This window comes from Bradyrhizobium erythrophlei (assembly GCF_900129425.1).
Taxonomy (GTDB): Bacteria; Pseudomonadota; Alphaproteobacteria; order Rhizobiales; family Xanthobacteraceae; genus Bradyrhizobium; species Bradyrhizobium erythrophlei_C.
Genome location: NZ_LT670817.1, coordinates 5,122,060 through 5,146,123 on the forward strand (window position 1 = coordinate 5,122,060; position 24,064 = coordinate 5,146,123).

A 24,064-nucleotide genomic window follows, 5' to 3' on the forward strand; every position below is an offset into this window, starting at 1 on the left:
CTCCGTTACTTCTTCTTGCCTTCCTTGCGGAAGATAAATTCGTCGGAATATTTCACGCCCTTGCCCTTGTAGGGCTCGGGCGGACGATAGCTGCGAATCTCGGCGGCGACCTGGCCGACGCGCTGGGAATCGTTGCCGTTGATGACGATCTCGGTCGGCTTCGGCACCGTGATCGCAATACCTTCCGGGATCGCATAGACGACGTCGTGGCTGTAGCCGAGCGCGAGCTGCAGGTTCTTGCCCTGCAGCGCGGCGCGGTAGCCGACGCCGGTGATTTCCAGCTTCTTCTCGAAGCCCTTGGTGACGCCGGCCAACAGGTTCGCAATCTGCGCACGCGCGGTGCCGTAGAGCGCCTGGGCGCGGTTGGTCTCGAACCGCGGCGCAACCGTGACCGCGCCGTTTTCGAACTTCACCTCGACGTCGTCGTGCACGATGAACTGAAGCTGGCCCTTCGGCCCCTTCATCTTCACGGTCTGGCCCTCGACGGTCGCGGTAACGCCCGACGGAACCGTCACAGGCCGCTTGCCGATACGTGACATACTGATCCCTTCCTCAGAACACCGTGAAGAGAATTTCGCCGCCCACATTCGCGTCGCGCGCTTCGTGGTCGGCCATAATCCCCTTCGGCGTCGATAACACCGAAATTCCGAGACCGTTGTTCACCCGTGGCAGGTTCTTCACCGAGGCATAAACGCGCCGCCCCGGCTTCGATACCCGCTCGATCTCGCGAATCACCGGCTCGCCGTCGAAATACTTCAACTCGATCTCAAGCTCGCTGCGACCCGAGGCATGCTCGACGCTGGCATAGCCGCGGATGTAGCCTTCGGCCTTCAGCACCTCGAGCACGTTGGCGCGCATCTTCGAGCCCGGGGTCGAAACCTTAGGCTTGGCGCGCATCTGTGCGTTGCGGATGCGGGTGATGAGATCGCTGATCGGATCGTGCGTTGACATGTGCGATCCCCCTTACCAGCTCGACTTCACGAGCCCGGGAACCACGCCCTTGGACCCGAGTTCACGCAGCGCGATGCGGGAAAGCTTGTTCTTGCGATAGACCGAGCGCGGACGACCGGTCATTTCGCAGCGATTGCGAATCCGCGTGGCCGACGAATTGCGCGGCATCTCGGCAAGCTTCAGCGTCGCCGCGAACCGCTCTTCCATCGGCTTGTTCTTGTCGGCGATGATGGCCTTCAGCTTCGCGCGCCTGGGCGCGGCGTTCTTGGTCATCCGCTTACGCCGGTTGTTCTTCTCGATCGAACTCTTCTTTGCCATGCTTGGCTCCTGGGTTTCCGCGTTTGAGAGGCTTACAAGCGTCTCACTGCCGGAACGGGAAATTGAATGCGGTCAACAAGGCGCGCGCTTCGTCGTCGGAGCGCGCCGTGGTGCATACCGTGACGTCCATGCCCCACGTTTCCCCCATCTTGTCGAAGTCGATTTCGGGGAAAATGATGTGCTCCTTGATGCCGAGCGAATAGTTGCCGCGGCCGTCGAAACTCTTCGGGTTGAGGCCCCGGAAATCTCGCACGCGCGGCAGCGCCACGTTGATCAGGCGGTCGATGAACTCGTACATCTTGGCCTTGCGCAGCGTGACCTTGCAGCCGATCGGCTGGTTTTCACGCAACTTGAAGGTCGCGATCGCGACCCGCGAAAAGGTCACGACAGCCTTCTGGCCGGCGATCAGCGACAGATCGGCGGCGGCCAGTTCCGCTTTCTTGCGGTCATTGACGGCCTCGCCGACGCCCATGTTGAGCACGACCTTGTCGAGGCGCGGCACCTGCATGATGTTGGCATAGCCGAACTGCTCGGTCAGCTTGCCGCGGATTTCCTTGTCGAACTGTTCGCGTAAACGCGGAACGTATGCGGTCTCAGCCATCGATCTCTGCTCCCGAGCGCTTGGCAATGCGTACCTTCTTGCCATCCGCCTGTATCTTGAAACCCACGCGGGTCGGCTTGCCGTCCTTGCCGACGATCGCGATGTTGGACAGATGGATCGGCGACTCCTTCGAGATGATGCCGCCCTCCTGCGCCTGGGTCTGCTTCTGGTGACGCTTGATCAGGTTGACGCCGCGGACCAGCGCCTTGTTGTCGTCGGGACGCACCTCGAACACCTCGCCGGTACGGCCCTTGTCGCGGCCGTTCAGCACGATGACCTTGTCGCCCTTCCGGATCTTGGCAGCCATCACAGCACCTCCGGCGCAAGTGAAATAATCTTCATGTGGTTCTTGGCGCGCAGCTCGCGCGGCACCGGCCCGAAGATGCGGGTGCCGACCGGCTCCGACTGATTGTTGATCAGCACGGCGGCGTTGCGGTCGAAGCGGATGACGGAACCGTCGGCGCGGCGAATGTCCTTGCGGACCCGCACCACGACGGCCTTCATCACGTCGCCCTTCTTCACCTTGCCGCGCGGAATCGCTTCCTTGATCGACACGACAATGACGTCGCCCACGGTGGCATAGCGGCGCTTGGAGCCCCCAAGCACCTTGATGCACATGACACGGCGTGCGCCTGAATTATCGGCCACGTCGAGGTTGGTCTGCATCTGAATCATTGATGCACCTCGTCCTCTTTCTGATGCGCAGATTTGCGCCTAAAATATCCCGAAGTTTCGATCGGCGAAGCCGATCTTACCTCAGGCCGTTTTGGTCTGTTCGCCCCGGACCACGGTCCAGCGCTTCAACTTCGAGATCGGCTTGCTTTCCTCGATCCACACCTGGTCGCCCGGCTTGAACTCGTTGTTCTCGTCGTGCGCGTGGTAATTTTTCGAGCGGCGAATCGTCTTCTTGTAGATCGGATGGGTGAAGCGGCGATCGACGCGCACTACCACCGTCTTGGCCTGCTTGTCGCTGACGACCACACCCTGAAGCGTACGTTTCGGCATTTTAAGCCCCTTACTTCTTCTTCGCGCGCTGCTGCGCGGCGATGGTCTTGATGCGGGCGATATCGCGGCGGGCTTCACGCAGCCGCGAGGTGTTCTCCAACTGCCCGGTCGCGCGCTGGAAGCGCAGGTTGAAGCGCTCCTTTTTCAGATTGAGGACGGCGTCGTCCATCTGATCGGGGCTCATCGCGCGGATATCGGCGGTTTTCATCTCGGCCATGACCACTTCCTCACTCCGCAATGCGCGCGACGAAGCGCGTCTTGATCGGCAACTTGGCGGCGGCGAGCGACAGCGCTTCTTTCGCGGTCTGCACGGTCACGCCGTCGATTTCGAAAATCACCCGGCCGGGCTTGACCCGCGCCACCCACAATTCCGGCGTACCCTTGCCCGAGCCCATCCGGACTTCGGCGGGCTTCTTCGACACCGGCACGTCGGGGAAAATCCGGATCCAGACGCGGCCGGCCCGCTTCATGTGACGGGTCAGCGCGCGGCGCGCGGCTTCGATCTGGCGCGCGGTGAGACGCTCGGGCGCCATCGCCTTCAGGCCGAACTGGCCGAACGACAACGTCGCGCCCGAAGTCGCAACGCCGTGGATCCGGCCCTTATGCGCCTTCCGGAACTTCGTCTTCTTTGGTTGCATCATGGCTTACGCCCTCAAACCTTCTCAAAAATCGCCTTAAGCGGCGTCGCGACGGGGCCGCGTATTGTCGCCCTCGGCCATCTTCTTGTCCTGGGCCATCGGATCGTGCTCGAGGATTTCGCCCTTGAAGATCCAGACCTTGACGCCGCAGGTGCCGAACGTGGTGAACGCGGTCGCCACGCCGTAATCGATGTCGGCGCGCAGCGTGTGCAGGGGAACGCGACCTTCGCGATACCATTCCATGCGCGCGATTTCGGCGCCGCCGAGACGGCCCGAGCAGTTGATACGAATGCCCTCGGCGCCAAGGCGCATCGCCGACTGCACCGCCCGCTTCATGGCGCGGCGGAACGCGACACGGCGCTCGAGCTGCTGGGCAATCGATTCGGCGACCAGCGTGGCGTCGAGCTCCGGCTTGCGGATCTCGACGATGTTGATGACGACGTCCGAGGCGGTGATATCGGCAACCCGCTTGCGCAGCTTGTCGATGTCGGCGCCCTTCTTGCCGATCACGACGCCGGGGCGCGCCGAGTGGATCGTCACGCGGCACTTCTTGTGCGGGCGCTCGATCACAATCCTGGCGACGGCCGCCTGCTTCAGTTCCTTGTGCAGGATCTCGCGGATCTTGACATCCTCGTGCAGCAGCTTGCCGTATTCGTTCTTGCCGGCGAACCAACGGGAATCCCACGTCCGGTTGATGCCGAGACGCAGTCCGATTGGATTGATTTTCTGACCCATCGTTCTCTCCTGCGCCGATTAGGCGCTCGCCTCGGCTTCGACCTGACGAACAACGATCGTCAGCTGCGCGAATGGTTTAAATACACGTCCCGAGCGGCCACGGCCGCGCGGTGCGAAACGCTTCATCACGATACCGTTGCCGACATGCGCCTCGGCGACGACCAGATCGTCGACATCGAGGTCGTGGTTGTTCTCGGCGTTGGCGATCGCCGATTCCAGGCACTTCTTGACGTCGACCGCGATCCGCTTGCGCGAAAACTGCAGGTCGGCGAGTGCCGCCGAAGCCTTCCTGCCGCGGATCAATTGCGCGACAAGATTAAGCTTCTGCGGGCTCACCCGAAGCATCCGGGCGATCGCCTTGGCCTCGTTGTCCGGGAGGCTCCGTTCGCGCTTTGGTTTGCTCATCGCTTAGATCCTCAAGCCTTCTTGGCTTTCTTGTCGCCAGAATGGCCGTGGAAGGTCCGGGTCGGCGAGAACTCGCCGAACTTGTGACCCACCATTTCCTCGTTGACCGATACCGGCACATGCTTCTGGCCGTTGTAGACGCCGAACACCAGGCCGACGAACTGCGGCAGGATGGTCGAGCGGCGGCTCCAGATCTTGATGACGTCGTGACGGCCGGACGCGCGCGCGGCATCTGCCTTCTTGAGCAGAGAGCCTTCGACGAACGGGCCTTTCCAGACTGAACGAACCATGTCCGGCGTTCCTTACTTCTTCCGCTTGTGGCGGCTGATGAGAATGAATCTGTTGGTCGATTTGTTCGAACGGGTCTTCTTGCCCTTGGTCGGCTTGCCCCATGGCGTCACCGGATGACGGCCGCCCGAGGTCCGGCCTTCGCCGCCGCCATGCGGATGGTCAACCGGGTTCATGGAGACGCCGCGGTTATGAGGCTTGCGGCCGAGCCAGCGGTTGCGACCGGCCTTGCCGATCGAGATATTCATGTGATCCGGATTCGACACCGCGCCGATGGTACCGGTGCAGCGGCCGTGAACCAGGCGCTGCTCGCCGGAGTTCAGGCGGATGATCACGTAGTCATGATCGCGGCCGACCAGCTGGGCATAGGTTCCGGCGGAACGTGCGAGCTGTCCGCCCTTGCCGATCTTCAATTCGACATTGTGGATGATGGTGCCGATCGGCATGTTGCCAAGCGGCATCACATTGCCCGGCTTCACGTCGACATAGTTGCCGGCGATCACGGTGTCGCCGACGGCGAGGCGTTGCGGGGCCAGGATGTAGGATTGGGTGCCGTCGGTATATTTCAGCAGCGCGATAAAGGCGGTACGGTTCGGGTCGTATTCGAGGCGCTCGACGGTCGCCGGCATATCGACCTTGGTGCGCTTGAAGTCGACGATGCGATACGACTGCTTGTGGCCGCCGCCGCGAAAACGCACGACCATGCGACCGGTGTTGTTGCGGCCGCCGCTGGAGTGCTTGCCCTCGGTCAGCGCCTTGACCGGCTTGCCCTTGTAGAGCGCCGAACGATCGACCATCACCAGCTGGCGCTGGCCCGGTGTCGTGGGGTTGAATTTTTTCAATGCCATCGTCGTATCGCCTTATAGCCCGGTGGTAACGTCGATGCGGTGGCCCTCTTCGAGGGTCACAATCGCGCGCTTCACATCCGACTGCGAACCGAACTGGCCGCGGAAGACCTTGGTCTTGCCCTTACGCACCAGCGTGTTCACGCTTTTCACCTTGACGTCGAACAGCTTCTCGACGGCTTCCTTGATTTGCGGCTTGGTCGCCTTGCTCGCGACCTTGAACACAACCTTGTTGTGTTCGGAGGCAACCGTCGCCTTTTCGGTCACGACCGGAGCAACGATGATGTCGTAATGGCGCGGATCGATGTTCTTCATTTGAAGCGCGCCTCCAACGCATCGAGCGCTGCTTTGGTCAGCACCAGCTTCTGACGACGCAGAATGTCATAGACGTTGATGCCCTGGACCGGCAGCACGTCGATGTTCGGAATGTTGCGGGCCGCGGTTGCGAAGCCGGTGTGCACCTCGGCGCCGTCGATGATCAGCGCATTGGTCAGGCCAAGGCCCGAGAAGTGGCCGATCAGCGCCTTGGTCTTGGCGGCCTCGAGGACGGCCGATTCAATCACGATCAGGCCGCCGTCCTTGGCTTTCGCGGATAGCGCGTGACGAAGCGCCAGCGCGCGGACCTTCTTCGGCAATGCAAAGGCGTGCGAGCGCACTACCGGACCGAACGCCCGGCCGCCGCCGCGGAACTGCGGCACCCGGGCTGAGCCGTGACGCGCACCGCCGGTGCCCTTCTGCTTGTACATCTTCTTGCCGGTACGCCAGACATCGGCGCGCCCCTGCGTCTTGTGGGTGCCGGCCTGGCGTTTGGCGAGTTGCCAGTTGACGCAGCGCTGGATGATATCCTTGCGCGGCTCCAGGCCGAAAATGGCGTCGGAAAGCTGGACCGAACCGGCTTCCTTGCCTTCAAGGGTTGTGACTTTCAATTCCATCTCACACGCTCCCCTGCTCGGCGGGCGCTTCGGCTGGCGCAGCCTGCCCGCCGCCGTCGGCCAGACGGAACTTGCCGGGCTTCGGCGCGTCTTTCGGCAATGCCTTCTTGACGGCATCGCGCACCGCGATCCATCCGCCCTTAGAGCCGGGAACGGCGCCTTCGACCAGGATCAGTCCGCGTGCGACATCGGTCTGCACCACACGCAGATTGAGCGTGGTGATGCGATCGACGCCCATGTGACCGGGCATCTTCTTGTTCTTGAAGGTCTTGCCGGGATCCTGGCGGCCGCCGGTCGAACCGATCGAGCGATGCGATACCGAGACACCGTGGGTGGCGCGCAAGCCGCCGAAATTCCAGCGCTTGATGCCGCCCGCAAAACCTTTACCCACCGAAGTGCCGGTGACGTCGACAAACTGGCCGACCACGAAATGGTCGGCCTGAATTTCGGCGCCGACCGGGATCAGCGCGTCTTCCGAAACGCGGAATTCGGTGACCTTGCGCTTGGGCTCGACCTTGGCAACCGCGAACTGGCCGCGCTCTGCCTTCGGCAGGTACACGGTCTTGCGGGTACCCGAGCCGAGCTGCAGCGCAACGTAACCGTTCTTCTCGGTCGTGCGATGGCCCAGCACCTGGCAATTGCCCAGCTTCAGCACGGTCACGGGGATATGTTCGCCGGTCTCCGTAAAGACCCGCGTCATCCCGACCTTTTGTGCGATCACTCCGGAGCGCATCGGCGTGCTTCCTGTTCTTTCTGTCCGCTAACTTCGGACGGGATCTGAAAACTTAGAGCTTGATTTCGACGTCAACACCGGCCGCCAGGTCGAGCTTCATCAGCGCGTCCACGGTCTGCGGTGTCGGATCGACAATGTCGAGAAGACGCTTGTGCGTGCGCATCTCGAATTGCTCGCGGCTCTTCTTGTCGACGTGCGGCGAACGGTTGACGGTGAACTTCTCGATGCGGGTGGGCAGCGGAATCGGTCCGCGAACCTGTGCACCGGTCCGTTTCGCCGTGTTCACGATCTCACGCGTCGACGAATCGAGAATTCGATGGTCGAACGCCTTGAGACGTATCCGAATATTCTGGCCGTTCATTGCCGTTGTCTTTCTTTAAGAGCGAGTAGTGAGTGGCGAATAGCGAGTAGCGAAAGATATCCATTCGCCACTCGCCACTTCCCATTCGCGTCCTTACTCGATGATGCTTGCGACGACGCCGGCACCGACGGTGCGACCGCCTTCGCGGATCGCGAAGCGCAGCTTTTCTTCCATCGCGATCGGCACGATCAGGTGCACTTCCATCGCGATGTTGTCGCCGGGCATCACCATCTCGGTACCCTCGGGCAGATGCACGACACCGGTCACGTCCGTGGTCCGGAAGTAGAACTGTGGCCGGTAGTTGGTGAAGAACGGGGTGTGACGGCCGCCCTCCTCCTTGGTCAGGATGTAGGCCTCGGCCTTGAACTTGGTGTGCGGCTTCACCGAACCCGGCTTGCACAGCACCTGACCGCGCTCGACTTCCTCGCGCTTGGTGCCGCGCAGCAGCGCGCCGATGTTGTCGCCGGCCTGGCCCTGGTCGAGCAGCTTGCGGAACATTTCAACGCCGGTAACGATGGTCTTCTGGGTATCGCGCAGGCCGACGATCTCGATTTCCTCGCCGACCTTGACGACGCCGCGCTCGACGCGCCCGGTCACCACGGTGCCGCGGCCCGAGATCGAGAACACGTCTTCCACCGGCATCAGGAACGGCTGGTCGATCGGACGCTCCGGCTGCGGAATGTACTCGTCGACCGCCGCCATCAGTTCCAGGATCGCGTCGTGGCCGAGCTTCTTGTCCTTGTCTTCCAGCGCCGCCAGCGCCGAACCCTTGATGATCGGAATCTTGTCACCCGGGAAATCGTACTTCGACAGCAGCTCGCGGACTTCCAACTCGACCAGTTCGAGCAGTTCCGGATCGTCCACCATGTCGCACTTGTTCAGGAACACGACCAGCGCGGGAACGCCGACCTGACGGGCCAGCAGGATGTGCTCGCGGGTCTGCGGCATCGGGCCGTCGGCCGCCGACACCACCAGGATCGCGCCGTCCATCTGTGCCGCGCCCGTGATCATGTTCTTCACATAGTCAGCGTGGCCCGGGCAATCGACGTGAGCGTAATGCCGGTTCTTGGTCTCGTATTCCACGTGCGCGGTCGAAATCGTGATGCCGCGCGCCTTCTCTTCAGGCGCCTTGTCGATCTGGTCGTATGCGGTGAACGTCGCACCGCCGGTTTCCGCCAGCACCTTGGTGATCGCTGCCGTCAACGACGTCTTGCCGTGATCGACGTGCCCGATCGTCCCGATGTTGCAATGCGGTTTATTACGTTCAAACTTTGCTTTGGCCATGACTCTCTCCGTTCAGTCGTTAACTGCCGCTAACGACAATCAGGCAAACTTCTTCTGGACTTCCGCCGACACGTTCGCCGGCGCTTCCGCGTAGTGATCGAACTGCATCGTAAAGGTTGCGCGGCCCTGGCTCATCGAGCGCAGGTTATTCACGTAACCGAACATATTCATGAGCGGCACCATCGCGTTGATGACGTTGGCATTGCCGCGCATGTCTTGACCCTGGATCTGCCCGCGCCGCGAATTCAGATCGCCGATGACGGAGCCGGTGTAATCCTCCGGCGTCACCACCTCGACCTTCATGATCGGCTCGAGCAGGACCGACTTGCCCTTTTGCAGCGCTTCGCGGAAGGCCGCGCGCGACGCAATTTCGAAAGCCAGCGCCGAGGAGTCGACGTCGTGATAGGCGCCGTCCACCAGCTGGACCTTGACGTCGACCACCGGGAAGCCGGCGACCACGCCGGAGCCCAGCACGCTGTTGAGGCCCTTTTCGACGCCGGGGATGTATTCCTTTGGCACCGAACCGCCGACGACCTTGGATTCAAACTCGAATCCCTTGCCCGGTTCGTTGGGCTCGACGATGAACTTCACCCGCGCGAACTGGCCGGTACCGCCGGTCTGCTTCTTGTGGGTGTAATCGACTTCCGCGCGCTTGGTGACGCGTTCACGGAACGCCACCTGCGGCGCGCCGATGTTGGCGTCGACCTTGTAGGTCCGGCGCAGGATGTCGACCTTGATGTCGAGATGGAGTTCGCCCATGCCCTTGAGAATGGTCTGGCCGGATTCCTGATCGGTCGAGACCCGGAATGACGGATCCTCCGCAGCCAGCTTCGCCAGGGCGACGCCGAGCTTTTCCTGGTCGGCCTTCGACTTCGGCTCGATCGCGATCTCGATGACCGGCTCCGGGAATTCCATCTTTTCCAGAATCACGGGCTTGCTGGCGTCGCACAGCGTGTCGCCGGTGCGGGCTTCCTTCAGGCCCGCCAGCGCGACGATGTCGCCGGCAAAGGCTTCCTTGATGTCTTCGCGGTTGTTGGCATGCATCAGCAGCATCCGGCCGATGCGCTCCTTGCGGTCGCGGGTCGAATTGATGACGCCGGTGCCCGACAACAGCGTACCGGAATAGATGCGGCAGAAGGTGATGGTGCCGACAAACGGGTCGTCCATGATCTTGAATGCCAGCAGCGCCAGCGGCTCCTTGTCGTTCGGAAGCCGAACGACTTCGTTGCCGTCTTCATCGACGCCCTTGATGGCGGGCACGTCGACCGGCGAAGGCAAATAATCCACGACCGCGTCGAGCAAGGGCTGCACGCCCTTGTTCTTGAACGCCGAGCCGCACAGCACCGGAAAGAACGCGCCGGTCAGCACGGCCTTGCGGATCATGCGCTTGAGCGTCGCCTCATCGGGCTCGTTGCCGTCGAGGTAAGCGGCGAGAACCTCGTCGTCGAGCTCGACGGCGGACTCCAGCAGCTTCTCGCGATATTCCTTGGCCTTCTCGACCATATCCTCGGGAATATCGATGTCCTTGAAATTGGCGCCGAGCGCCTCGTCTTCCCAGATCACGCCCTTCATGCGGACGAGATCGATCAGGCCCTTGAAGTTGTTCTCGGAACCGATCGGAAGCTGGATCGCAATCGGCTTGGCGCCGAGGCGGTCGACGATATCGTCGAGGCATTTGTAGAAGTCGGCGCCGGTCTTATCCATCTTGTTGGCGAAGACGATGCGCGGAACCTTGTACTTGTCGCCCTGGCGCCAGACCGTCTCGGTCTGCGGCTCAACGCCCTGGTTGGAATCGAGCACGCACACCGCGCCGTCGAGCACGCGCAGCGAACGCTCGACCTCGATGGTGAAGTCGACGTGGCCGGGGGTGTCGATGATGTTCAGCCGCTTGCCGTTCCAGAACGCGGTGGTCGCGGCGGACGTGATGGTGATGCCGCGCTCCTGCTCCTGCTCCATCCAGTCCATCGTCGCGGCACCTTCGTGCACTTCGCCGATTTTGTGGCTCTTGCCGGTGTAATACAGGATGCGCTCGGTGGTAGTGGTCTTGCCGGCATCGATATGCGCCATGATACCGAAGTTGCGGTAGTCCTCTATGGCATGAACGCGGGGCATGGTCTGTTCCTTAAATCCGTTCGTTTCGCCGTTACCAGCGATAGTGCGAGAAGGCGCGGTTGGCTTCCGCCATCCGATGCACATCTTCACGCTTCTTGACGGCGTTTCCCCTGCCATTCGACGCGTCGAGCAACTCGGCCGAGAGCCGCTCCGTCATCGTCTTTTCGTTGCGTTCGCGTGCCGCCGAAATCAACCAGCGGATCCCGAGCGCCTGCCGGCGCACCGAGCGGACTTCGACCGGCACCTGATAGGTGGCGCCGCCGACGCGGCGCGAGCGGACTTCGATCGTCGGCATCACGTTCTCGAGCGCCTGCTCGAAGATCGGCAGCGGGCTCTGCTTGGTCTTGGTCTCGATCATGCCGAGCGCGCCGTAGACAATGCCTTCGGCGACCGACTTCTTCCCGGCGTACATCACCGAGTTCATGAATTTCGTAATGATGATGTTTCCGAACTTGGGATCCGGAAGCACTTCACGCTTTTCAGCAGAATGGCGGCGAGACATCTCTTCTCTTCCTTCGTCATGGCCGGGCTCGTCCCGGCCATCCACGTCTTAAACTCTTGAACCAGATCCCCGGGTCTCACTACGTTCGCCCGGGGATGACCTTCGCTACGCTCCGGTCACTTCGGACGTTTCGCGCCGTACTTCGAACGGCGCTGCTTGCGGTTTTTGACGCCCTGGGTATCGAGGACGCCGCGGAGAATATGATAACGCACGCCGGGCAAATCCTTGACGCGGCCGCCGCGGATCATGACCACCGAGTGCTCCTGAAGGTTATGGCCCTCACCCGGAATGTAGCCGATGACCTCGAAACCGTTGGTCAGGCGCACCTTGGCGACCTTACGAAGCGCCGAGTTCGGCTTCTTCGGGGTCGTGGTGTAGACGCGCGTGCAAACGCCGCGCTTCTGCGGCGACTGCTGCAGAGCCGGCACCTTCTTGCGCGACTTCTGAACGACGCGCGGACTTGCGATCAGCTGGTTGATCGTCGGCATGTCAGCCTTCACCCTTTAGTTCGTGCGAAACCGGTATCGGCTCCGCAAATTCTTCCCGGGACTACCGTCCCATTCGGCCGCGTCGCGCGAAATAACCCGCGCAAAGCGAAATCGCGCCAACCGCACATTGCTGAGCGGAAAGCGCTTCGACGCCACAGAGGACCGCAGTCATAACCGAACAACTGACGCCGTTCAGTCGGTACCGAGGTCATGCATCCGATATCAATCTCATGAGAACTTGCTCAAGAGAACCAAGATCGTCCTGGCATTGCCTAGCTATCATCGACAGCGTTTGAGCGGCATTCGTCGAGGTTGGTGCCCGTCTCAATCCGCTGGGACTGAAAGGGTGATCCGTTCCGACTCTGGCGTCGCTCACCGCCTGTCGTTAAGTGGGCGGGTTCTATCCGCCACAGATAGTCAAGTCAAGGCGAAACAACAAGGTGTGAAACGCCTCTGGCGCCTGCAGATTCGACGTGCGCGGGAATTTCACGGCCCGCAAAATCACGACGTTATTCGGCTCGAAAGCGACGAATCGTGCGGGTCGTGCAAGGCCGCTTCCGCAAGCTCCAATGCGAACGACGCAATGGACCGCGAACCAATCCTCCGCAAGACCCGGGCCCACGCTCGGCCGATTCAGGCGAATCGCCCGGCCTTAGTATTACCCGGGTAATATAGGGTTAGGCGGCTTATTGGGACGTTGCCATGCCCGGTTTCCTGGGCGGCGGTGCTGAGGGCCGGTCGCGGAACCGGTCCCGCAAGTTACGCAACTGCCGAAAAGCAAGCTGCCGGCCGGCCTCGATTCGGTAACCGAGCGATTTTCCCGGGCCGACGTCGACCAGTAGATCGACCATGGTACGGCGCCCGGCCCACAGCTGGGCCATGAAGCTCGCTTCCGCCGCGCAGGAATTGATCGCCAGAATGTCCGATCCGGCAAACAATTCGTCGGTAATCCGATCGATCAGCAGGGCTCCGGGCGAATATTTGCTGTATTTCGCGCTGAATGCGGTTTTCCAGGTGTAGGCCGTCGTCCCGCAATACATCAGCACCTGCGCGGCAATGGCTTCGCCATCCACCCGCAGCAGCGCCACGGACGCGTCGCCTTGGGCGGCCAGGCCCTGCAGCAATCGCCTGACGAAGGCGGCGTCTTTGGAGTCGGACAGCAGCGCGGTGCCCCGGTCGCCTTTCCAGCTGGCTTTTTCGAGCGCGAGAAAGGTTTCGAATGCCAGTTCGGCGCCGCCGGGCGTCCGGTCGTTCACCACGTCAACCGTGCCGAGCCCCGACAACCGGTTCCAGTCCTGTCGCAGCTTTTTGCGCGTCGAGCCGGACCGTTTCACGCCAAACTCCGGGGTCACGAATGGCCGCGCACTTTCCGAAAGCATCAACGGCGTGACGCCGCGTGCGGCCAGTTCCCTCCGCATGGCGGGATAGCTTGGACACTCCGCGTCCAGCGACGGCAGGCTCACGACATTCGGCAGCAGCGGGCTCTGTTCGATCGCCGCGAAGAACGCCGCGATCACGCCGTCCATGCAGGCCGGATCAACGACGGGGCTGCAAAGAAAAGCGTAGTTGTAAGGCAGCGCTTCGAGCACCGCCGGCCAGAACGGGGCAAGTTTCCGCAATTGCAGCGCCCAGACCCCGACGAGCTTCGGCTGGCCGGCGCCCTGCTCCCAGGCCAGCAGCATGTGAATCCTGGCGAAGTTGGTCTCGCAAGCCGCCCGCAGCGCGGCGGGGTTCATGAATACGTTCGACGTGGCACGCCGGATTAGGTCGTCCCATTGCGGGCCGATGTCCGGGTTAGGTGAATCAATTGTTACCGAAATCATCGGACCAGTGCCTTGAGTGATTGCGGCGCGGCGGCATCTTGTTCGTCCGACATTGCTTTTCGGTTAAGTCGGCAACCGGCACCGGTCGTATTCAGGGCGTTTCTTTCAAGGTTTGTTTGCCTTTTCCGGCGCAATGATAGCGTCTCCGGAGGCAGGTGCATGCGGTACACGGATGTTGCAATCGTCGGCGGCGGCCTCGCCGGCTCGACCGCCGCGGCGATGCTGGGACGCGCCGGCATCTCAACACTATTGATCGACCCTCACCCCAGTTATCCGCCCGAACTGCGCTGCGAGAAACTGGGCGGAAACCAGCTCGAGCTGTTGCGCAAAACCGGCCTTGCCGAGGCGACCTTGCGCGCCACCACCCTCGACGGCGAGGTGTGGGAAGCGCGTTTCGGATATGTCGTCGCCAAGAAAAACAGCGATCAGCACGGCGTGATGTACGACACTCTGGTCAACACCGTGCGCGCGCAAATTCCGCCGGAGGCCGGGACGATCCACGCCAAGGCTTCTGCCATTTCCAACAGCCCGGAGCGGCAGAAGATCGTCTTGTCGAATGGCGAGGCAATCTCGGCGCGGCTGGTCGTGCTGGCCAACGGCCTGAACGTCGGCCTTCGCCATACGCTCGGTATCGAGCGTCACGTCATCAGCGCATGCCATTCGGTCACGCTCGGCTTCGATGTCGCCCCGGTCGGGCGCGCGGCGTTTGATTTCCCGGCCCTCACCTATTGGCCGAAGCGAACGGACGCTCGCATGGCTTACCTGTCGATTTTTCCGATCGGCAAGGCGATGCGCGCCAATCTGATGGTTTACCGCGAGATGGCCGATCCGTGGCTGTCGGGCTTTCGGCAGGCCCCCGAGCAATCCATGCGCGCGATGATGCCCGGCCTGCAGCGCATGATGGGCGAATTCATGGTGAACGGGCCCGTCAAGATCCGACCGGCCGATCTATGCGTCACCGAAGGCCATATCCAGCCGGGAATCGTCCTGGTCGGCGATGCCTTCTCGACCTCCTGCCCCGCCGCAGGAACCGGCACCACCAAAGTGTTCACCGACGTCGAGCGGCTCTGCAACGTTTACATTCCGGCGTGGCTGGCGACCGAAGGCATGGACGCCCAAAAGATCGCGGAATTCTACAACGCCCCGGAGAAGACGGCGTGCGAGGCGTACAGTCGCGCCAAGGCCTACCACCTTCGTTCGCTATCCACGGACAGCGGGCTGTCATGGCGGGCGCAGCGCTGGGCGCGTTTCATCGTGCGCCTGGCTCAGGGCACCTGGCGATCTCTGCGCAAGCGGGTTTCGGTCGGATCGGTTCCACGAAACCTGGCCGAGACCCGGGACATGGAACGCTGGCGCAACCGATCGACCGATATTGCGGGCGCCTGACGGCAGGACACCAGCCGTCTCAATCTTCGTCGTCATCGTCGTCAGCCTGATCGGCCGCCTGATGCGGGACGTGGCTCTGATCGTCCCAGAGCTTCCGGTAGATGCCATTGGCGGCGAGCAGCTCGGCATGCGATCCGCGCTCGATCGCCTTGCCGCCCGATATCACGATGATCTCGTCCATCTCCACCACCGATGTCAGGCGGTGGGTCGAGAAAATCATGGTGCGACCCTTCGCGAGCTTCAGCAATGTCTTGTTGATCGCGGCTTCGGTGGTCTGGTCGAGCGCCGAGGTCGCCTCGTCGAGCAGCAGGATCGAGGGATTGCGGACGATCGCGCGCGCGATCGCGATGCGCTGGCGCTGGCCGCCTGACAGCGTATCGCCGCGTTCGCCGACCGGGGTGTCGTATTTTTGCGGAAGGCTCATGATGTAGCGGTGGATCTCGGCCTTGCGCGCCGCCTGCTCGACCTCCTGATCGGTCGCGCCTTCCTTGCCGAGCCGGATGTTTTCCCGAATCGACATGTTGAACAGCATGTTTTCCTGGAACACCACCGCCATGCTCCGGCGCAGGGATTCGCGGGTCACCCTGCGGATGTCGACGCCGTCGATGGTCACGTGCCCTTCGTCCGGCACATAGAGGCGAAGTATCAGATTGAGCAGCGTGCTCTTGCCGGAGCCGCTCGGGCCGACGATGGCGATGGTCTTGCCGACCTTGAGCTTGAGGCTGAGGTTGTCGAGAACCGGCGTTTGGCTGCCTTCGTACTGAAACGTGACATGCTCGAAGGTGATGTCGTTGGTGATGCGCGGCAGGTCGGGTGCGCCCGGACGATCCGCGCCGGGGCTCGGTTCGTCCAGCAGTTCCTGCATGTGGCGAACCGCCGCCGCCGACTGGATCGACACCGGGATGAAATGCATGATGTGGGCAATGTTGTAGGACACCTCCCAGAACGCACTCTCGAACGTCACGAAGGTCCCGATGGTGATCTGGCCCTTGGTGGCGAGATAGGCGCCGATCGCGAGCACCACGAGGTGCAGCAACAATACGGAGATGGTGACGGTGCGCTCGACCATGGTCGACAGGAACGCCGCGGACGCTATCCTGCCGCGCGCGTCGTTGTTGCGCAGTGTGAACCAGCCCAGCGTCCTGCGCTGCAGGCTGAACGCCTTGACCACCGCCTGGGCCGCGACGTTTTCCTGCACCATGCCGAGCAGCGCGGATTCATTGAGCTTCTGTTCGTAATTCGCCTGCACCGCTTTCGGCGTCAGGATCCGCGGGCCGATCAGCGTGATCGGAAATACCAGCAGCGACACGGCGGCGAGCTGCCAGTTCAGGAACAACATCAGGATGATGCCGGCGATCAGTTCGAAGAGCGGCAACGCCGCGCTGTTGGCAAAGCTCTTGATCGAGCCTTCGAAGGCCGAGAGATCGATGGAGAAGCGCGAGAGAATCTCGCCGCGCCTGGTGCGCGCAAAATAGGCCGACGGCAGATTTTGCACGTGCTCGAATAGCCGCGCGCGGACGTCCGAAATCAGCGCGGCCGCGAGCTTGGCGTCCCACCGCTCGTACCAGACCGCGACGATCGAGGTGAAGATTCCCGCCGCCCCCAGCACCGAGAGAATCTTGACCAGCGCCCCGAAATCTTCCTCGCCGAGCGCATCGTCGATCAGGAACTTCAGGCTCAGCGGCATGATGACGTTGAACAGCGTCTCGACCACGACGCCGAGGGCGACGAATGCCAGGATCTTCTTGTAGTGCTTCAGGAAGGGTTTGACGAACGCATAGACCGTCGCCAGCGCGCCGGCGGCTTCCTTCGCGGTAAAGACCACGAGATCTTCGTCGTCCTCGTCGCCGTCGAGATCCAGCTCGTCATCATCGTCTTCGTCTTCGTCATCGGGCGGAGACGACGCGGCCGTCTTGCTGCCGATCACGCGGTCTGCGGCGCCGGCGTCCACCGCAAGCTTCTTGTCGGGCTCCAGCGCAACGGCATCATCCGCGGAAGCGGGTATCAGCTCAACCGACGATGGAGGCTTATGCGCCATGAAACCAACCGATGCTGCACGGCCAGCATGACCGCAAAATCAACCCGTAGTCTTGAACCGCGGGATCAAGCCTATGCGATCAGAACGCAGTCGGCAAAGCATCTCCGCATGTCGTTCGAGGCGTTCGCCGGCACGACGTGCCAACTCAATCGTCGGCAGCGATCTTGTCAAAGAACGAGTAACGTACGCTGTCGGAGTCCGCATACCAGTGCCCGGGCCCTTTGTTGGCGGCGAGCGTTGCAGCCCACAGCGCGTCGGTGCAGTCGCGGCGGTGCATCGACAGGTCGAACCCGTTGTTGAAAAACAACTCCGACCATTCCCACCAGGTCCCGAGCTTCTTCACGCCGCGCAAGAGGTCGTATTGATCGATCAGCGCCGGCGCCATGTCCGATGTCACCGATCCGAATACGACGCCGGTTTTCACGACGCGGTTCAGTTCGCGAACGGCGCGGGCGACCTGCTTTTCAGCGACGTGGCACAGGCTGGTCTCGAATACGATATCGAATTCGCCGTCCTTGAACGGCATATCGACGATCGATCCAAGTCTGTTGAATTTCTTCAGCGCCTTCGGCGTCCGGGCATGAATCGCACGGTTGTTCTCGATGCCCCATGCGTCGATGCCGCGGGCGCGCAGCGCTCCCACCAGTTCGCCGCTGGCGGACCCGGCCACCAGCAGCTTGTAGCCCTTGACCCTGCTCCAGACGATCTTGATCAGATCCGTCAGGTAGGCTGGATCGGTGAATCGGCTCCAGACCTCGTGATAGGGTCCCAATTCCCGATAATTCTCGAAGTACCCGCGGTCGATCTTGTCGGATGCTGGCCTCGCTCCCTCGCCGCGGGCCCGGCGCAACCGCATCGTCTCGGTGACGACGATGTCGGTGGCGGCATCGGAGGAATCGAGCAGGCCGTTCAGCGTCGAGTCGAACAGATAGTCGCCGACCACGACCAGGCCGGGGTGCTGCTTCGGATCGGGACGGTGATTCGTCATGACGTCGCGCGCCGGCATGCCGCCCGGAAGCGCATTCACCGACGACAGCCAGCGGTGGATCTTGCCTTCCATGAAATGCGCGCGGGCGTGGCCGAGCGAGGCCGGCAGCGACTTCAATGCGGCGTCGATCAGTTCCTGATCGCTGAGATTGGCGAAAGCCAGTGCGTCGGAACCGGCGATCAGCCAGTTCAGCACACCATGCTCGCCGACGTCGTGACGCGCGCCTTCGTTGTAAACGCAGCAGCCGCCGAACGCTTCCGACATGAACCAGGCGCCGGGGATCTTCTCGCCCCAGAACGGCTCGTCGAACAGGATCGAGACCCGCAGATAATGCGCGGGGCGGTCGAAATAAGCGATGTGCTTGACCATCGACTGGCGCAGCTGCTCGCCGTCCCAGCGCATGGTCGAGAGCCAGGAGTGCGGCAGGCACATCAGGACCAGATCGAAATCCCGCGTCTCCGGTCCCTTGCCGTTCATCATGTTGAGCTGATAGCGGCCGGAATCGGTCTTGCCGACCTTGAGAACCCGGTGATTAAGCTGGATGTCGGCGGCGACTTCGGACTGCAGGCAGTCGATCAACTGCTCGTTTCCGTTCTGGATCGAATACAGGCCGAGATAGCCGTCCACATCCATCACGAAGTTCTTCAGCGCATTCAGCCCGTTGGTGTTGTGGCTCTCGGTGGCGAGATCGGAGCGCGCCATCACCTTGAAGAAGCGCTTGGCGGTCTCGTCTTGCACTTCCCGGTCGAGCAGCGCCTCGCAACTGATGTAGGCCCATGGATGCTCGTTGTCGTGCGCGCCGACGCCTTCGTAATATTCGGCCGGCGAAACCATTTCGGCGCAGCGTTTGCGGAACGTTTCGATCGCCTCCGCGGTCTTGGCGCCGTATTTGCGGCGCATGCCCGGCACGTCCTGCAGCAGTTCGCCGTCGAGCTGGATTTGCTCGGCATCCATCGGGATGGTCTGCAGGCCAAAATGCTGGATCAGTTCGCGCAACGGATCGGGGCCGGTCATCGAGTAATCGTAGATCTCGGCGACGCCGGCTTCGTACATCGCGGGCGCCGAATCGAATTTGCGCGTCAGGACCTTGCCGCCGACGCGGTCGGAGGCCTCGTAAATGGTGACGCGGCAAAGCTCGCCCAGCTTCTTTTTGAGATACCAGGCGCTCATCAGCCCGCCCGGGCCGCCGCCGACGATTGCAAGATCCAGCATGTGTTGTCCGTGATACCCCGCCGTCGCCCTCGCGGGCGCATCCGGTTCTGAAGTCGCTCTAAGTTACCTTAGCAAAAGCGCTTTTTTGCCTGAAGGAAAGATGAACAGACGCCCCCTGCGCGCCGCAACGCACAAACTAAAAAGGCCGGCTTGCGCCGGCCTTTTTATAACATATTGAAAACTCTCGTTTATTCCGCTGGCGGCAACGCCAGCGGTTCGACTTCGGGAGCCGCAGGCACAATCGTCGCCTGCTTCTCGCGTTCGTCGAGGATCAGCTTGTCGCGCTTGACGGCGACTTCGCGGATCTTGGCCATCGAGGCGCCGGTGCCTGCCGGGATCAGCCGGCCGACAATGACGTTCTCCTTGAGGCCTTCCAGCGGGTCCACCTTGCCGTTGACGGCGGCTTCGGTGAGCACGCGGGTGGTCTCCTGGAACGAGGCCGCCGAGAAGAACGAGCGAGTCTGCAGGCTCGCCTTGGTAATGCCGAGCAGCACCGGGGTTCCCGTGGCGGGCTTCTTACCCTCTTCCTTGGCCTTGGCGTTGAGCTGGTCGAACTCGATCTTGTCGATCTGTTCGCCCGAGATCATGTCGGTCTCGCCCTGGTCGGTGATCTCCACCTTCTGCAGCATCTGACGGACAATCACTTCGATGTGCTTGTCGTTGATCAGCACGCCCTGCAGCCGGTAGACCTCCTGGATTTCGTTGACCAGATAGGCCGCGAGTTCCTCGATGCCCTTGATCGCCAGAATGTCGTGCGGCGCCGGATTGCCTTCGACGATGAAGTCGCCCTTTTCGACGATGTCGCCGTCCTGCAGATGGATGTGCTTGCCCTTTGGAATGAGGTACTCGCGAGTCTCCTCGTTCTTGTCCATCGGCTCGATCGAGATCCGCCGCTTGTTCTTGTAGTCGCGGCCGAACCGGATGGTGCCTGCGATTTCCGCGATGATCGCCGCGTCCTTCGGCTTGCGAGCCTCGAACAGTTCGGCGACCCGCGGCAGACCGCCGGTGATGTCGCGGGTCTTGGCGCTCTCGGTGGAGATACGCGCCAGAATATCGCCGGTCTTCACCTTGGCTCCAACGTCGACCGACAGAATCGCGTCGACCGACAGCATGTAGCGGGCCTCACCGCCACGCGCGAGCTTGAGGATCTTTCCATCCTTGCCCTTGATGACGATGGCCGGACGCAGATCCGTCCCGCCCCGCGTCGTGCGCCAATCGATGACGACGCGCTTGGCGATACCGGTGGATTCGTCGAGCGTCTCCGAGATCGACTGGCCCTCGACCAGATCCTCGAACCCGATGGTGCCCTCGACCTCGGTCAGAACCGGCCGGGTGTAGGGATCCCATTCGGCGATGCGCTGGCCGCGCTTGACCATATCGCCTTCGTCGACCCGCATCCGCGCACCGTACTGAATGCGGTGGGTCGCCCGCTCGGTGCCGTCGGCGTCGGTCACCGCGACCACCATGTTGCGCACCATCGCAACCAGATGGCCTTCGCCGTTCTTGGCGATCGCCTTGTTCTTGATCGTCACCTTGCCGTCGAAATTCGACTCGATGAACGACTGCTCGTTGATCTGCGCCGCTCCGCCGATGTGGAACGTACGCATCGTCAGCTGGGTGCCGGGTTCGCCGATCGACTGGGCGGCGATGACGCCGACCGCCTCGCCGTGGTTGACCGGCGTGCCGCGGGCGAGGTCGCGCCCGTAGCACTTGCCGCAGATGCCGTTGACGAGTTCGCAGGTCAGCGCCGAGCGGATCTTCACTTCCTGGATGCCGGCCTGCTGGATGGCGTCGACGTGGGCCTCCTCCATCAGCGTGCCGCGCTTGACCACGACCTTGTTGGTCGCGGGATCGCGCAGATCCTCGCCGTTGGTGCGGCCGAGGATGCGCGACGCCAGCGACGCGACCACCGTGCCGGCATCGATGATGGCGCGCATCTTGATGCCGAGCTTGGTGCCGCAATCGTCGGCGGTGATGATGCAGTCCTGCGCCACGTCGACGAGACGACGCGTCAGGTAACCGGAGTTCGCCGTCTTCAACGCGGTATCCGCGAGACCCTTGCGGGCGCCGTGGGTCGAGTTGAAGTATTCAAGCACCGAGAGGCCTTCCTTGAAGTTGGAAATGATCGGCGTCTCGATGATCTCGCCCGACGGCTTCGCCATCAGGCCGCGCATGCCGGCAAGCTGACGCATCTGGTCCTGCGAACCGCGGGCGCCGGAGTTCGACATCATGAAGATCGAGTTGATCTGGGCCTCGCCGCCTTTCGGATTCTTCTTAACGGCGGAGATTTCCGTCATCATGTCTTCGGAGATCTTCTTGGTGCACTTCGACCAGGCATCCACGACCTTGTTGTATTTCTCGCCGTGGGTGATCAGGCCGTCATTGTACTGCTGCTCGAATTCCTTCGCCAGCGTACGGGTGTCCTCGACGATCTTCCACTTCGACGCCGGCACCACCATGTCGTCCTTGCCGAAGGAAATGCCGGCCTTGAACGCATTGTAGAAGCCGAGCGCCATGATGCGGTCGCAGAAGATCACCGTCTCCTTCTGGCCGCAGTGGCGATAGACCTGGTCGATCACGCCGGAGATTTCCTTCTTGGTCATCAGCTTGTTGATGACGTCGAACTGCATCTTCGGCGATTTCGGCAGCACCTGGCCGAGCATGGCGCGGCCGGCCGTGGTTTCGTACCAGCGGGTGACCGCCTTGCCGTTCTCGTCGACGCCCTGCCAGCGGTATTTGATCTTGGTGTGGAGATGGATGACCTTGGAGTGCAAGGCATGCTCGATCTCCGCCATCTCGCCGTACAGCTTGCCTTCGCCCGGGAGGCCTTCGCGCAGGATCGAAAGATAGTACAGGCCGAGCACGATATCCTGCGACGGCACGATGATCGGCTGACCATTGGCCGGATGCAGGATGTTGTTGGTCGACATCATCAGCACGCGCGCTTCCAGCTGCGCTTCCAGCGACAGCGGAACGTGCACGGCCATCTGGTCGCCGTCGAAGTCGGCGTTGAACGCAGCGCACACCAGGGGATGCAGCTGGATCGCCTTGCCCTCGATCAGCACCGGCTCGAACGCCTGGATGCCGAGACGATGCAGCGTCGGCGCGCGGTTCAGCAGCACGGGATGCTCGCGGATCACCTCGTCGAGAATATCCCAGACCTCGGGACGCTCTTTTTCGACCAGCTTCTTGGCCTGCTTCACCGTGGTGGACAGACCCTTGGCGTCGAGCCGCGAATAGATGAACGGCTTGAACAGCTCCAGCGCCATCTTCTTCGGCAGGCCGCACTGATGCAGCCGCAGTTCGGGACCGACCACGATCACCGAACGGCCGGAATAGTCGACGCGCTTGCCGAGCAGGTTCTGCCGGAACCGGCCCTGCTTGCCCTTGAGCATGTCGGCCAGCGACTTCAGCGGACGCTTGTTGGCGCCGGTGATGACGCGGCCGCGACGGCCGTTGTCGAACAGGGCGTCGACGGCCTCCTGCAGCATGCGCTTTTCGTTGCGGATGATGATGTCAGGCGCGCGCAGCTCCATCAGCCGCTTCAGCCGGTTGTTGCGGTTGATGACGCGGCGATAGAGATCGTTGAGATCCGAGGTCGCGAAGCGGCCGCCGTCGAGCGGCACCAGCGGACGCAGGTCCGGCGGAATCACCGGCACCACGGTAAGGATCATCCACTCCGGCTTGTTGCCGGAATAGCGGAACGCCTCGACGATTTTGAGACGCTTGGCGAGCTTCTTGTGCTTGATGTCGGATTCGGTTTCCTGCATCTCGACGCGCAAGGAGGCCTCGAGCTTTTCGAGCTCAAGTCCCTTCAGCAATTCACGGATCGCCTCGGCGCCGATCATGGCGGTGAAGCTGTCCTGGCCGTATTCGTCCTGCGCCTTCAGATACTCGTCTTCCGACAGCAGCTGACGGTCCTTGAGCGCGGTGAGGCCGGGCTCGAGAACGACGTAGTATTCGAAATACAGAATCCGCTCGAGATCCTTCAGCGTCATGTCGAGCAGAAGGCCGATGCGGGAGGGCAGCGACTTCAAAAACCAGATATGTGCAACCGGGGCGGCCAGCTCGATATGGCCCATGCGCTCGCGCCGGACCCGCGATAGCGTCACTTCGACCGAGCACTTTTCGCAGATGATACCCTTGTACTTCATGCGCTTGTACTTGCCGCACAAGCACTCGTAGTCCTTGATCGGTCCAAAAATGCGCGCGCAGAACAAGCCGTCACGCTCGGGCTTGAAGGTGCGGTAGTTGATGGTCTCCGGCTTCTTGATCTCGCCGTAGGACCACGACAGAATCTTCTCCGGGGACGCGATCGAGATCCGGATCTGGTCGAAGACCTGAGCCGGCGTCGTCGGATTAAAGAGATTCATAATTTCTTGATTCATGGTCTTCTCCTCGCGTGCCGATCGTCACCGG

The 24,064-nt window shown here is 62.0% G+C and carries 26 protein-coding genes; 1 reads left to right on the forward strand and 25 read right to left on the reverse strand.

Annotation, left to right across the window (positions count from 1 at the left end):
* Positions 1–5: 5 nt before the first annotated feature.
* The 22 genes from rplF to B5527_RS24665 all read right to left on the reverse strand — a co-directional run bounded on the left by rplF (position 6) and on the right by B5527_RS24665 (position 13,934).
* Entirely contained in the window at positions 6–539 is a 534-nt protein-coding gene (gene rplF / locus B5527_RS24560; RefSeq protein WP_079603847.1) for a 50S ribosomal protein L6, read from the reverse strand.
* A 13-nt stretch (positions 540–552) separates the two neighbouring features.
* Positions 553–951, reverse strand: coding sequence for a 30S ribosomal protein S8 (gene rpsH / locus B5527_RS24565; protein ID WP_079603848.1), 399 nt, complete (start codon positions 949–951; stop codon positions 553–555).
* Between the two features lie 12 nt (positions 952–963).
* Positions 964–1,269: a 30S ribosomal protein S14 gene (gene rpsN, locus B5527_RS24570; protein WP_079603849.1), complete on the reverse strand. Its 306-nt coding sequence runs from the start codon at positions 1,267–1,269 to the stop codon at positions 964–966.
* Positions 1,270–1,312: 43 nt separating this feature from the next.
* The gene (gene rplE / locus B5527_RS24575; protein WP_079603850.1) at positions 1,313–1,870 is read right to left on the reverse strand and encodes a 50S ribosomal protein L5; all 558 of its coding nucleotides are present in this window, start codon (positions 1,868–1,870) and stop codon (positions 1,313–1,315) included.
* Entirely contained in the window at positions 1,863–2,177 is a 315-nt protein-coding gene (rplX, locus tag B5527_RS24580; protein ID WP_079603851.1) for a 50S ribosomal protein L24, read from the reverse strand. The genes rplE and rplX overlap by 8 nt, the downstream gene beginning before the upstream one ends.
* Complete coding sequence (gene rplN, locus B5527_RS24585) at positions 2,177–2,545, reverse strand: 50S ribosomal protein L14 (RefSeq protein WP_011473865.1); 369 nt, start codon at positions 2,543–2,545, stop codon at positions 2,177–2,179. Before rplN ends, rplX begins: the two co-directional genes overlap by 1 nt.
* Before the next feature lie 81 nt (positions 2,546–2,626).
* Positions 2,627–2,875: a 30S ribosomal protein S17 gene (gene rpsQ / locus B5527_RS24590; RefSeq protein WP_079603852.1), complete on the reverse strand. Its 249-nt coding sequence runs from the start codon at positions 2,873–2,875 to the stop codon at positions 2,627–2,629.
* A gap of 10 nt (positions 2,876–2,885) precedes the next feature.
* Positions 2,886–3,092, reverse strand: a complete 207-nt coding sequence (gene rpmC, locus B5527_RS24595; RefSeq protein WP_029584556.1) for a 50S ribosomal protein L29 — start codon at positions 3,090–3,092, stop codon at positions 2,886–2,888.
* A 10-nt stretch (positions 3,093–3,102) separates the two neighbouring features.
* Positions 3,103–3,516, reverse strand: a complete 414-nt coding sequence (rplP, locus tag B5527_RS24600) for a 50S ribosomal protein L16 (RefSeq protein ID WP_079603853.1) — start codon at positions 3,514–3,516, stop codon at positions 3,103–3,105.
* A 33-nt stretch (positions 3,517–3,549) separates the two neighbouring features.
* Positions 3,550–4,248: a 30S ribosomal protein S3 gene (rpsC, locus tag B5527_RS24605; protein WP_074828492.1), complete on the reverse strand. Its 699-nt coding sequence runs from the start codon at positions 4,246–4,248 to the stop codon at positions 3,550–3,552.
* 18 nt (positions 4,249–4,266) lie between these two features.
* The gene (rplV, locus tag B5527_RS24610; protein WP_079603854.1) at positions 4,267–4,653 is read right to left on the reverse strand and encodes a 50S ribosomal protein L22; all 387 of its coding nucleotides are present in this window, start codon (positions 4,651–4,653) and stop codon (positions 4,267–4,269) included.
* A gap of 11 nt (positions 4,654–4,664) precedes the next feature.
* Complete coding sequence (rpsS, locus tag B5527_RS24615) at positions 4,665–4,943, reverse strand: 30S ribosomal protein S19 (protein ID WP_027536815.1); 279 nt, start codon at positions 4,941–4,943, stop codon at positions 4,665–4,667.
* A 12-nt stretch (positions 4,944–4,955) separates the two neighbouring features.
* Positions 4,956–5,789 carry a 50S ribosomal protein L2 gene (gene rplB / locus B5527_RS24620; protein WP_079603855.1) on the reverse strand — a complete coding sequence of 278 codons (834 nt, stop codon included), beginning with the start codon at positions 5,787–5,789 and terminating at the stop codon, positions 4,956–4,958.
* Between the two features lie 12 nt (positions 5,790–5,801).
* Positions 5,802–6,101, reverse strand: coding sequence for a 50S ribosomal protein L23 (locus B5527_RS24625; RefSeq protein ID WP_079603856.1), 300 nt, complete (start codon positions 6,099–6,101; stop codon positions 5,802–5,804).
* Positions 6,098–6,718, reverse strand: a complete 621-nt coding sequence (rplD, locus tag B5527_RS24630; RefSeq protein ID WP_079603857.1) for a 50S ribosomal protein L4 — start codon at positions 6,716–6,718, stop codon at positions 6,098–6,100. The genes B5527_RS24625 and rplD overlap by 4 nt, the downstream gene beginning before the upstream one ends.
* A 1-nt stretch (position 6,719) precedes the next feature.
* Positions 6,720–7,451, reverse strand: coding sequence for a 50S ribosomal protein L3 (gene rplC / locus B5527_RS24635; RefSeq protein ID WP_079603858.1), 732 nt, complete (start codon positions 7,449–7,451; stop codon positions 6,720–6,722).
* A gap of 52 nt (positions 7,452–7,503) precedes the next feature.
* Complete coding sequence (rpsJ, locus tag B5527_RS24640; RefSeq protein WP_011473876.1) at positions 7,504–7,812, reverse strand: 30S ribosomal protein S10; 309 nt, start codon at positions 7,810–7,812, stop codon at positions 7,504–7,506.
* Positions 7,813–7,905: 93 nt separating this feature from the next.
* Entirely contained in the window at positions 7,906–9,096 is a 1,191-nt protein-coding gene (gene tuf / locus B5527_RS24645; RefSeq protein ID WP_079603859.1) for an elongation factor Tu, read from the reverse strand.
* Positions 9,097–9,135: 39 nt separating this feature from the next.
* On the reverse strand, positions 9,136–11,208 hold the full coding sequence (gene fusA / locus B5527_RS24650) for an elongation factor G (protein ID WP_079603860.1): 2,073 nt from the start codon (positions 11,206–11,208) through the stop codon (positions 9,136–9,138).
* 31 nt (positions 11,209–11,239) lie between these two features.
* Positions 11,240–11,710 (reverse strand): 30S ribosomal protein S7, encoded by a 471-nt coding sequence (gene rpsG / locus B5527_RS24655; RefSeq protein WP_079607470.1) that lies wholly within the window; start codon positions 11,708–11,710, stop codon positions 11,240–11,242.
* Between the two features lie 116 nt (positions 11,711–11,826).
* Complete coding sequence (rpsL, locus tag B5527_RS24660; RefSeq protein WP_011473880.1) at positions 11,827–12,198, reverse strand: 30S ribosomal protein S12; 372 nt, start codon at positions 12,196–12,198, stop codon at positions 11,827–11,829.
* Between the two features lie 686 nt (positions 12,199–12,884).
* The gene (locus B5527_RS24665) at positions 12,885–13,934 is read right to left on the reverse strand and encodes a GNAT family N-acetyltransferase (protein WP_338065029.1); all 1,050 of its coding nucleotides are present in this window, start codon (positions 13,932–13,934) and stop codon (positions 12,885–12,887) included.
* Positions 13,935–14,180: 246 nt separating this feature from the next.
* On the opposite strand from B5527_RS24665, the gene B5527_RS24670 reads away from it, so the two are divergent.
* Positions 14,181–15,407 carry an FAD-dependent monooxygenase gene (locus B5527_RS24670; RefSeq protein ID WP_079603862.1) on the forward strand — a complete coding sequence of 409 codons (1,227 nt, stop codon included), beginning with the start codon at positions 14,181–14,183 and terminating at the stop codon, positions 15,405–15,407.
* Positions 15,408–15,426: 19 nt separating this feature from the next.
* Here B5527_RS24670 and B5527_RS24675 read toward each other — a convergent pair whose 3' ends face one another.
* From B5527_RS24675 to rpoC, 3 genes are all read right to left on the reverse strand, one after another.
* Positions 15,427–17,445 carry an ABC transporter ATP-binding protein gene (locus tag B5527_RS24675; protein ID WP_079603863.1) on the reverse strand — a complete coding sequence of 673 codons (2,019 nt, stop codon included), beginning with the start codon at positions 17,443–17,445 and terminating at the stop codon, positions 15,427–15,429.
* A gap of 145 nt (positions 17,446–17,590) precedes the next feature.
* Positions 17,591–19,645, reverse strand: coding sequence for an FAD-dependent oxidoreductase (locus B5527_RS24680; protein WP_079603864.1), 2,055 nt, complete (start codon positions 19,643–19,645; stop codon positions 17,591–17,593).
* A gap of 188 nt (positions 19,646–19,833) precedes the next feature.
* A complete protein-coding gene (rpoC, locus tag B5527_RS24685) occupies positions 19,834–24,033 on the reverse strand; it encodes a DNA-directed RNA polymerase subunit beta' (RefSeq protein ID WP_079603865.1) in 4,200 nt (1,399 codons plus the stop codon).
* Positions 24,034–24,064: the final 31 nt, after the last annotated feature.

Coding starts and splice junctions, on each gene's coding strand:
- rpsQ (WP_079603852.1), bottom strand. CDS start 2,875: ATGCCGAAACGTACGCTTCAGGGTGTGGTCGTCAGCGACAAGCAGGCC.
- rpsG (WP_079607470.1), bottom strand. CDS start 11,710: ATGTCTCGCCGCCATTCTGCTGAAAAGCGTGAAGTGCTTCCGGATCCC.
- rpsS (WP_027536815.1), bottom strand. CDS start 4,943: ATGGTTCGTTCAGTCTGGAAAGGCCCGTTCGTCGAAGGCTCTCTGCTC.
- rpsH (WP_079603848.1), bottom strand. CDS start 951: ATGTCAACGCACGATCCGATCAGCGATCTCATCACCCGCATCCGCAAC.
- rplB (WP_079603855.1), bottom strand. CDS start 5,789: ATGGCATTGAAAAAATTCAACCCCACGACACCGGGCCAGCGCCAGCTG.
- tuf (WP_079603859.1), bottom strand. CDS start 9,096: ATGGCCAAAGCAAAGTTTGAACGTAATAAACCGCATTGCAACATCGGG.
- rplN (WP_011473865.1), bottom strand. CDS start 2,545: ATGATTCAGATGCAGACCAACCTCGACGTGGCCGATAATTCAGGCGCA.
- rplX (WP_079603851.1), bottom strand. CDS start 2,177: ATGGCTGCCAAGATCCGGAAGGGCGACAAGGTCATCGTGCTGAACGGC.
- rpmC (WP_029584556.1), bottom strand. CDS start 3,092: ATGGCCGAGATGAAAACCGCCGATATCCGCGCGATGAGCCCCGATCAG.
- B5527_RS24665 (WP_338065029.1), bottom strand. CDS start 13,934: ATGAACCCCGCCGCGCTGCGGGCGGCTTGCGAGACCAACTTCGCCAGG.
- rpsL (WP_011473880.1), bottom strand. CDS start 12,198: ATGCCGACGATCAACCAGCTGATCGCAAGTCCGCGCGTCGTTCAGAAG.
- rplF (WP_079603847.1), bottom strand. CDS start 539: ATGTCACGTATCGGCAAGCGGCCTGTGACGGTTCCGTCGGGCGTTACC.
- rplP (WP_079603853.1), bottom strand. CDS start 3,516: ATGATGCAACCAAAGAAGACGAAGTTCCGGAAGGCGCATAAGGGCCGG.
- rplE (WP_079603850.1), bottom strand. CDS start 1,870: ATGGCTGAGACCGCATACGTTCCGCGTTTACGCGAACAGTTCGACAAG.
- B5527_RS24675 (WP_079603863.1), bottom strand. CDS start 17,445: ATGGCGCATAAGCCTCCATCGTCGGTTGAGCTGATACCCGCTTCCGCG.
- rpsJ (WP_011473876.1), bottom strand. CDS start 7,812: ATGAACGGCCAGAATATTCGGATACGTCTCAAGGCGTTCGACCATCGA.
- B5527_RS24670 (WP_079603862.1), top strand. CDS start 14,181: ATGCGGTACACGGATGTTGCAATCGTCGGCGGCGGCCTCGCCGGCTCG.
- rplD (WP_079603857.1), bottom strand. CDS start 6,718: ATGGAATTGAAAGTCACAACCCTTGAAGGCAAGGAAGCCGGTTCGGTC.
- B5527_RS24625 (WP_079603856.1), bottom strand. CDS start 6,101: ATGAAGAACATCGATCCGCGCCATTACGACATCATCGTTGCTCCGGTC.
- rpsC (WP_074828492.1), bottom strand. CDS start 4,248: ATGGGTCAGAAAATCAATCCAATCGGACTGCGTCTCGGCATCAACCGG.
- rplC (WP_079603858.1), bottom strand. CDS start 7,451: ATGCGCTCCGGAGTGATCGCACAAAAGGTCGGGATGACGCGGGTCTTT.
- rpsN (WP_079603849.1), bottom strand. CDS start 1,269: ATGGCAAAGAAGAGTTCGATCGAGAAGAACAACCGGCGTAAGCGGATG.
- rplV (WP_079603854.1), bottom strand. CDS start 4,653: ATGAGCAAACCAAAGCGCGAACGGAGCCTCCCGGACAACGAGGCCAAG.
- fusA (WP_079603860.1), bottom strand. CDS start 11,208: ATGCCCCGCGTTCATGCCATAGAGGACTACCGCAACTTCGGTATCATG.
- B5527_RS24680 (WP_079603864.1), bottom strand. CDS start 19,645: ATGCTGGATCTTGCAATCGTCGGCGGCGGCCCGGGCGGGCTGATGAGC.
- rpoC (WP_079603865.1), bottom strand. CDS start 24,033: ATGAATCAAGAAATTATGAATCTCTTTAATCCGACGACGCCGGCTCAG.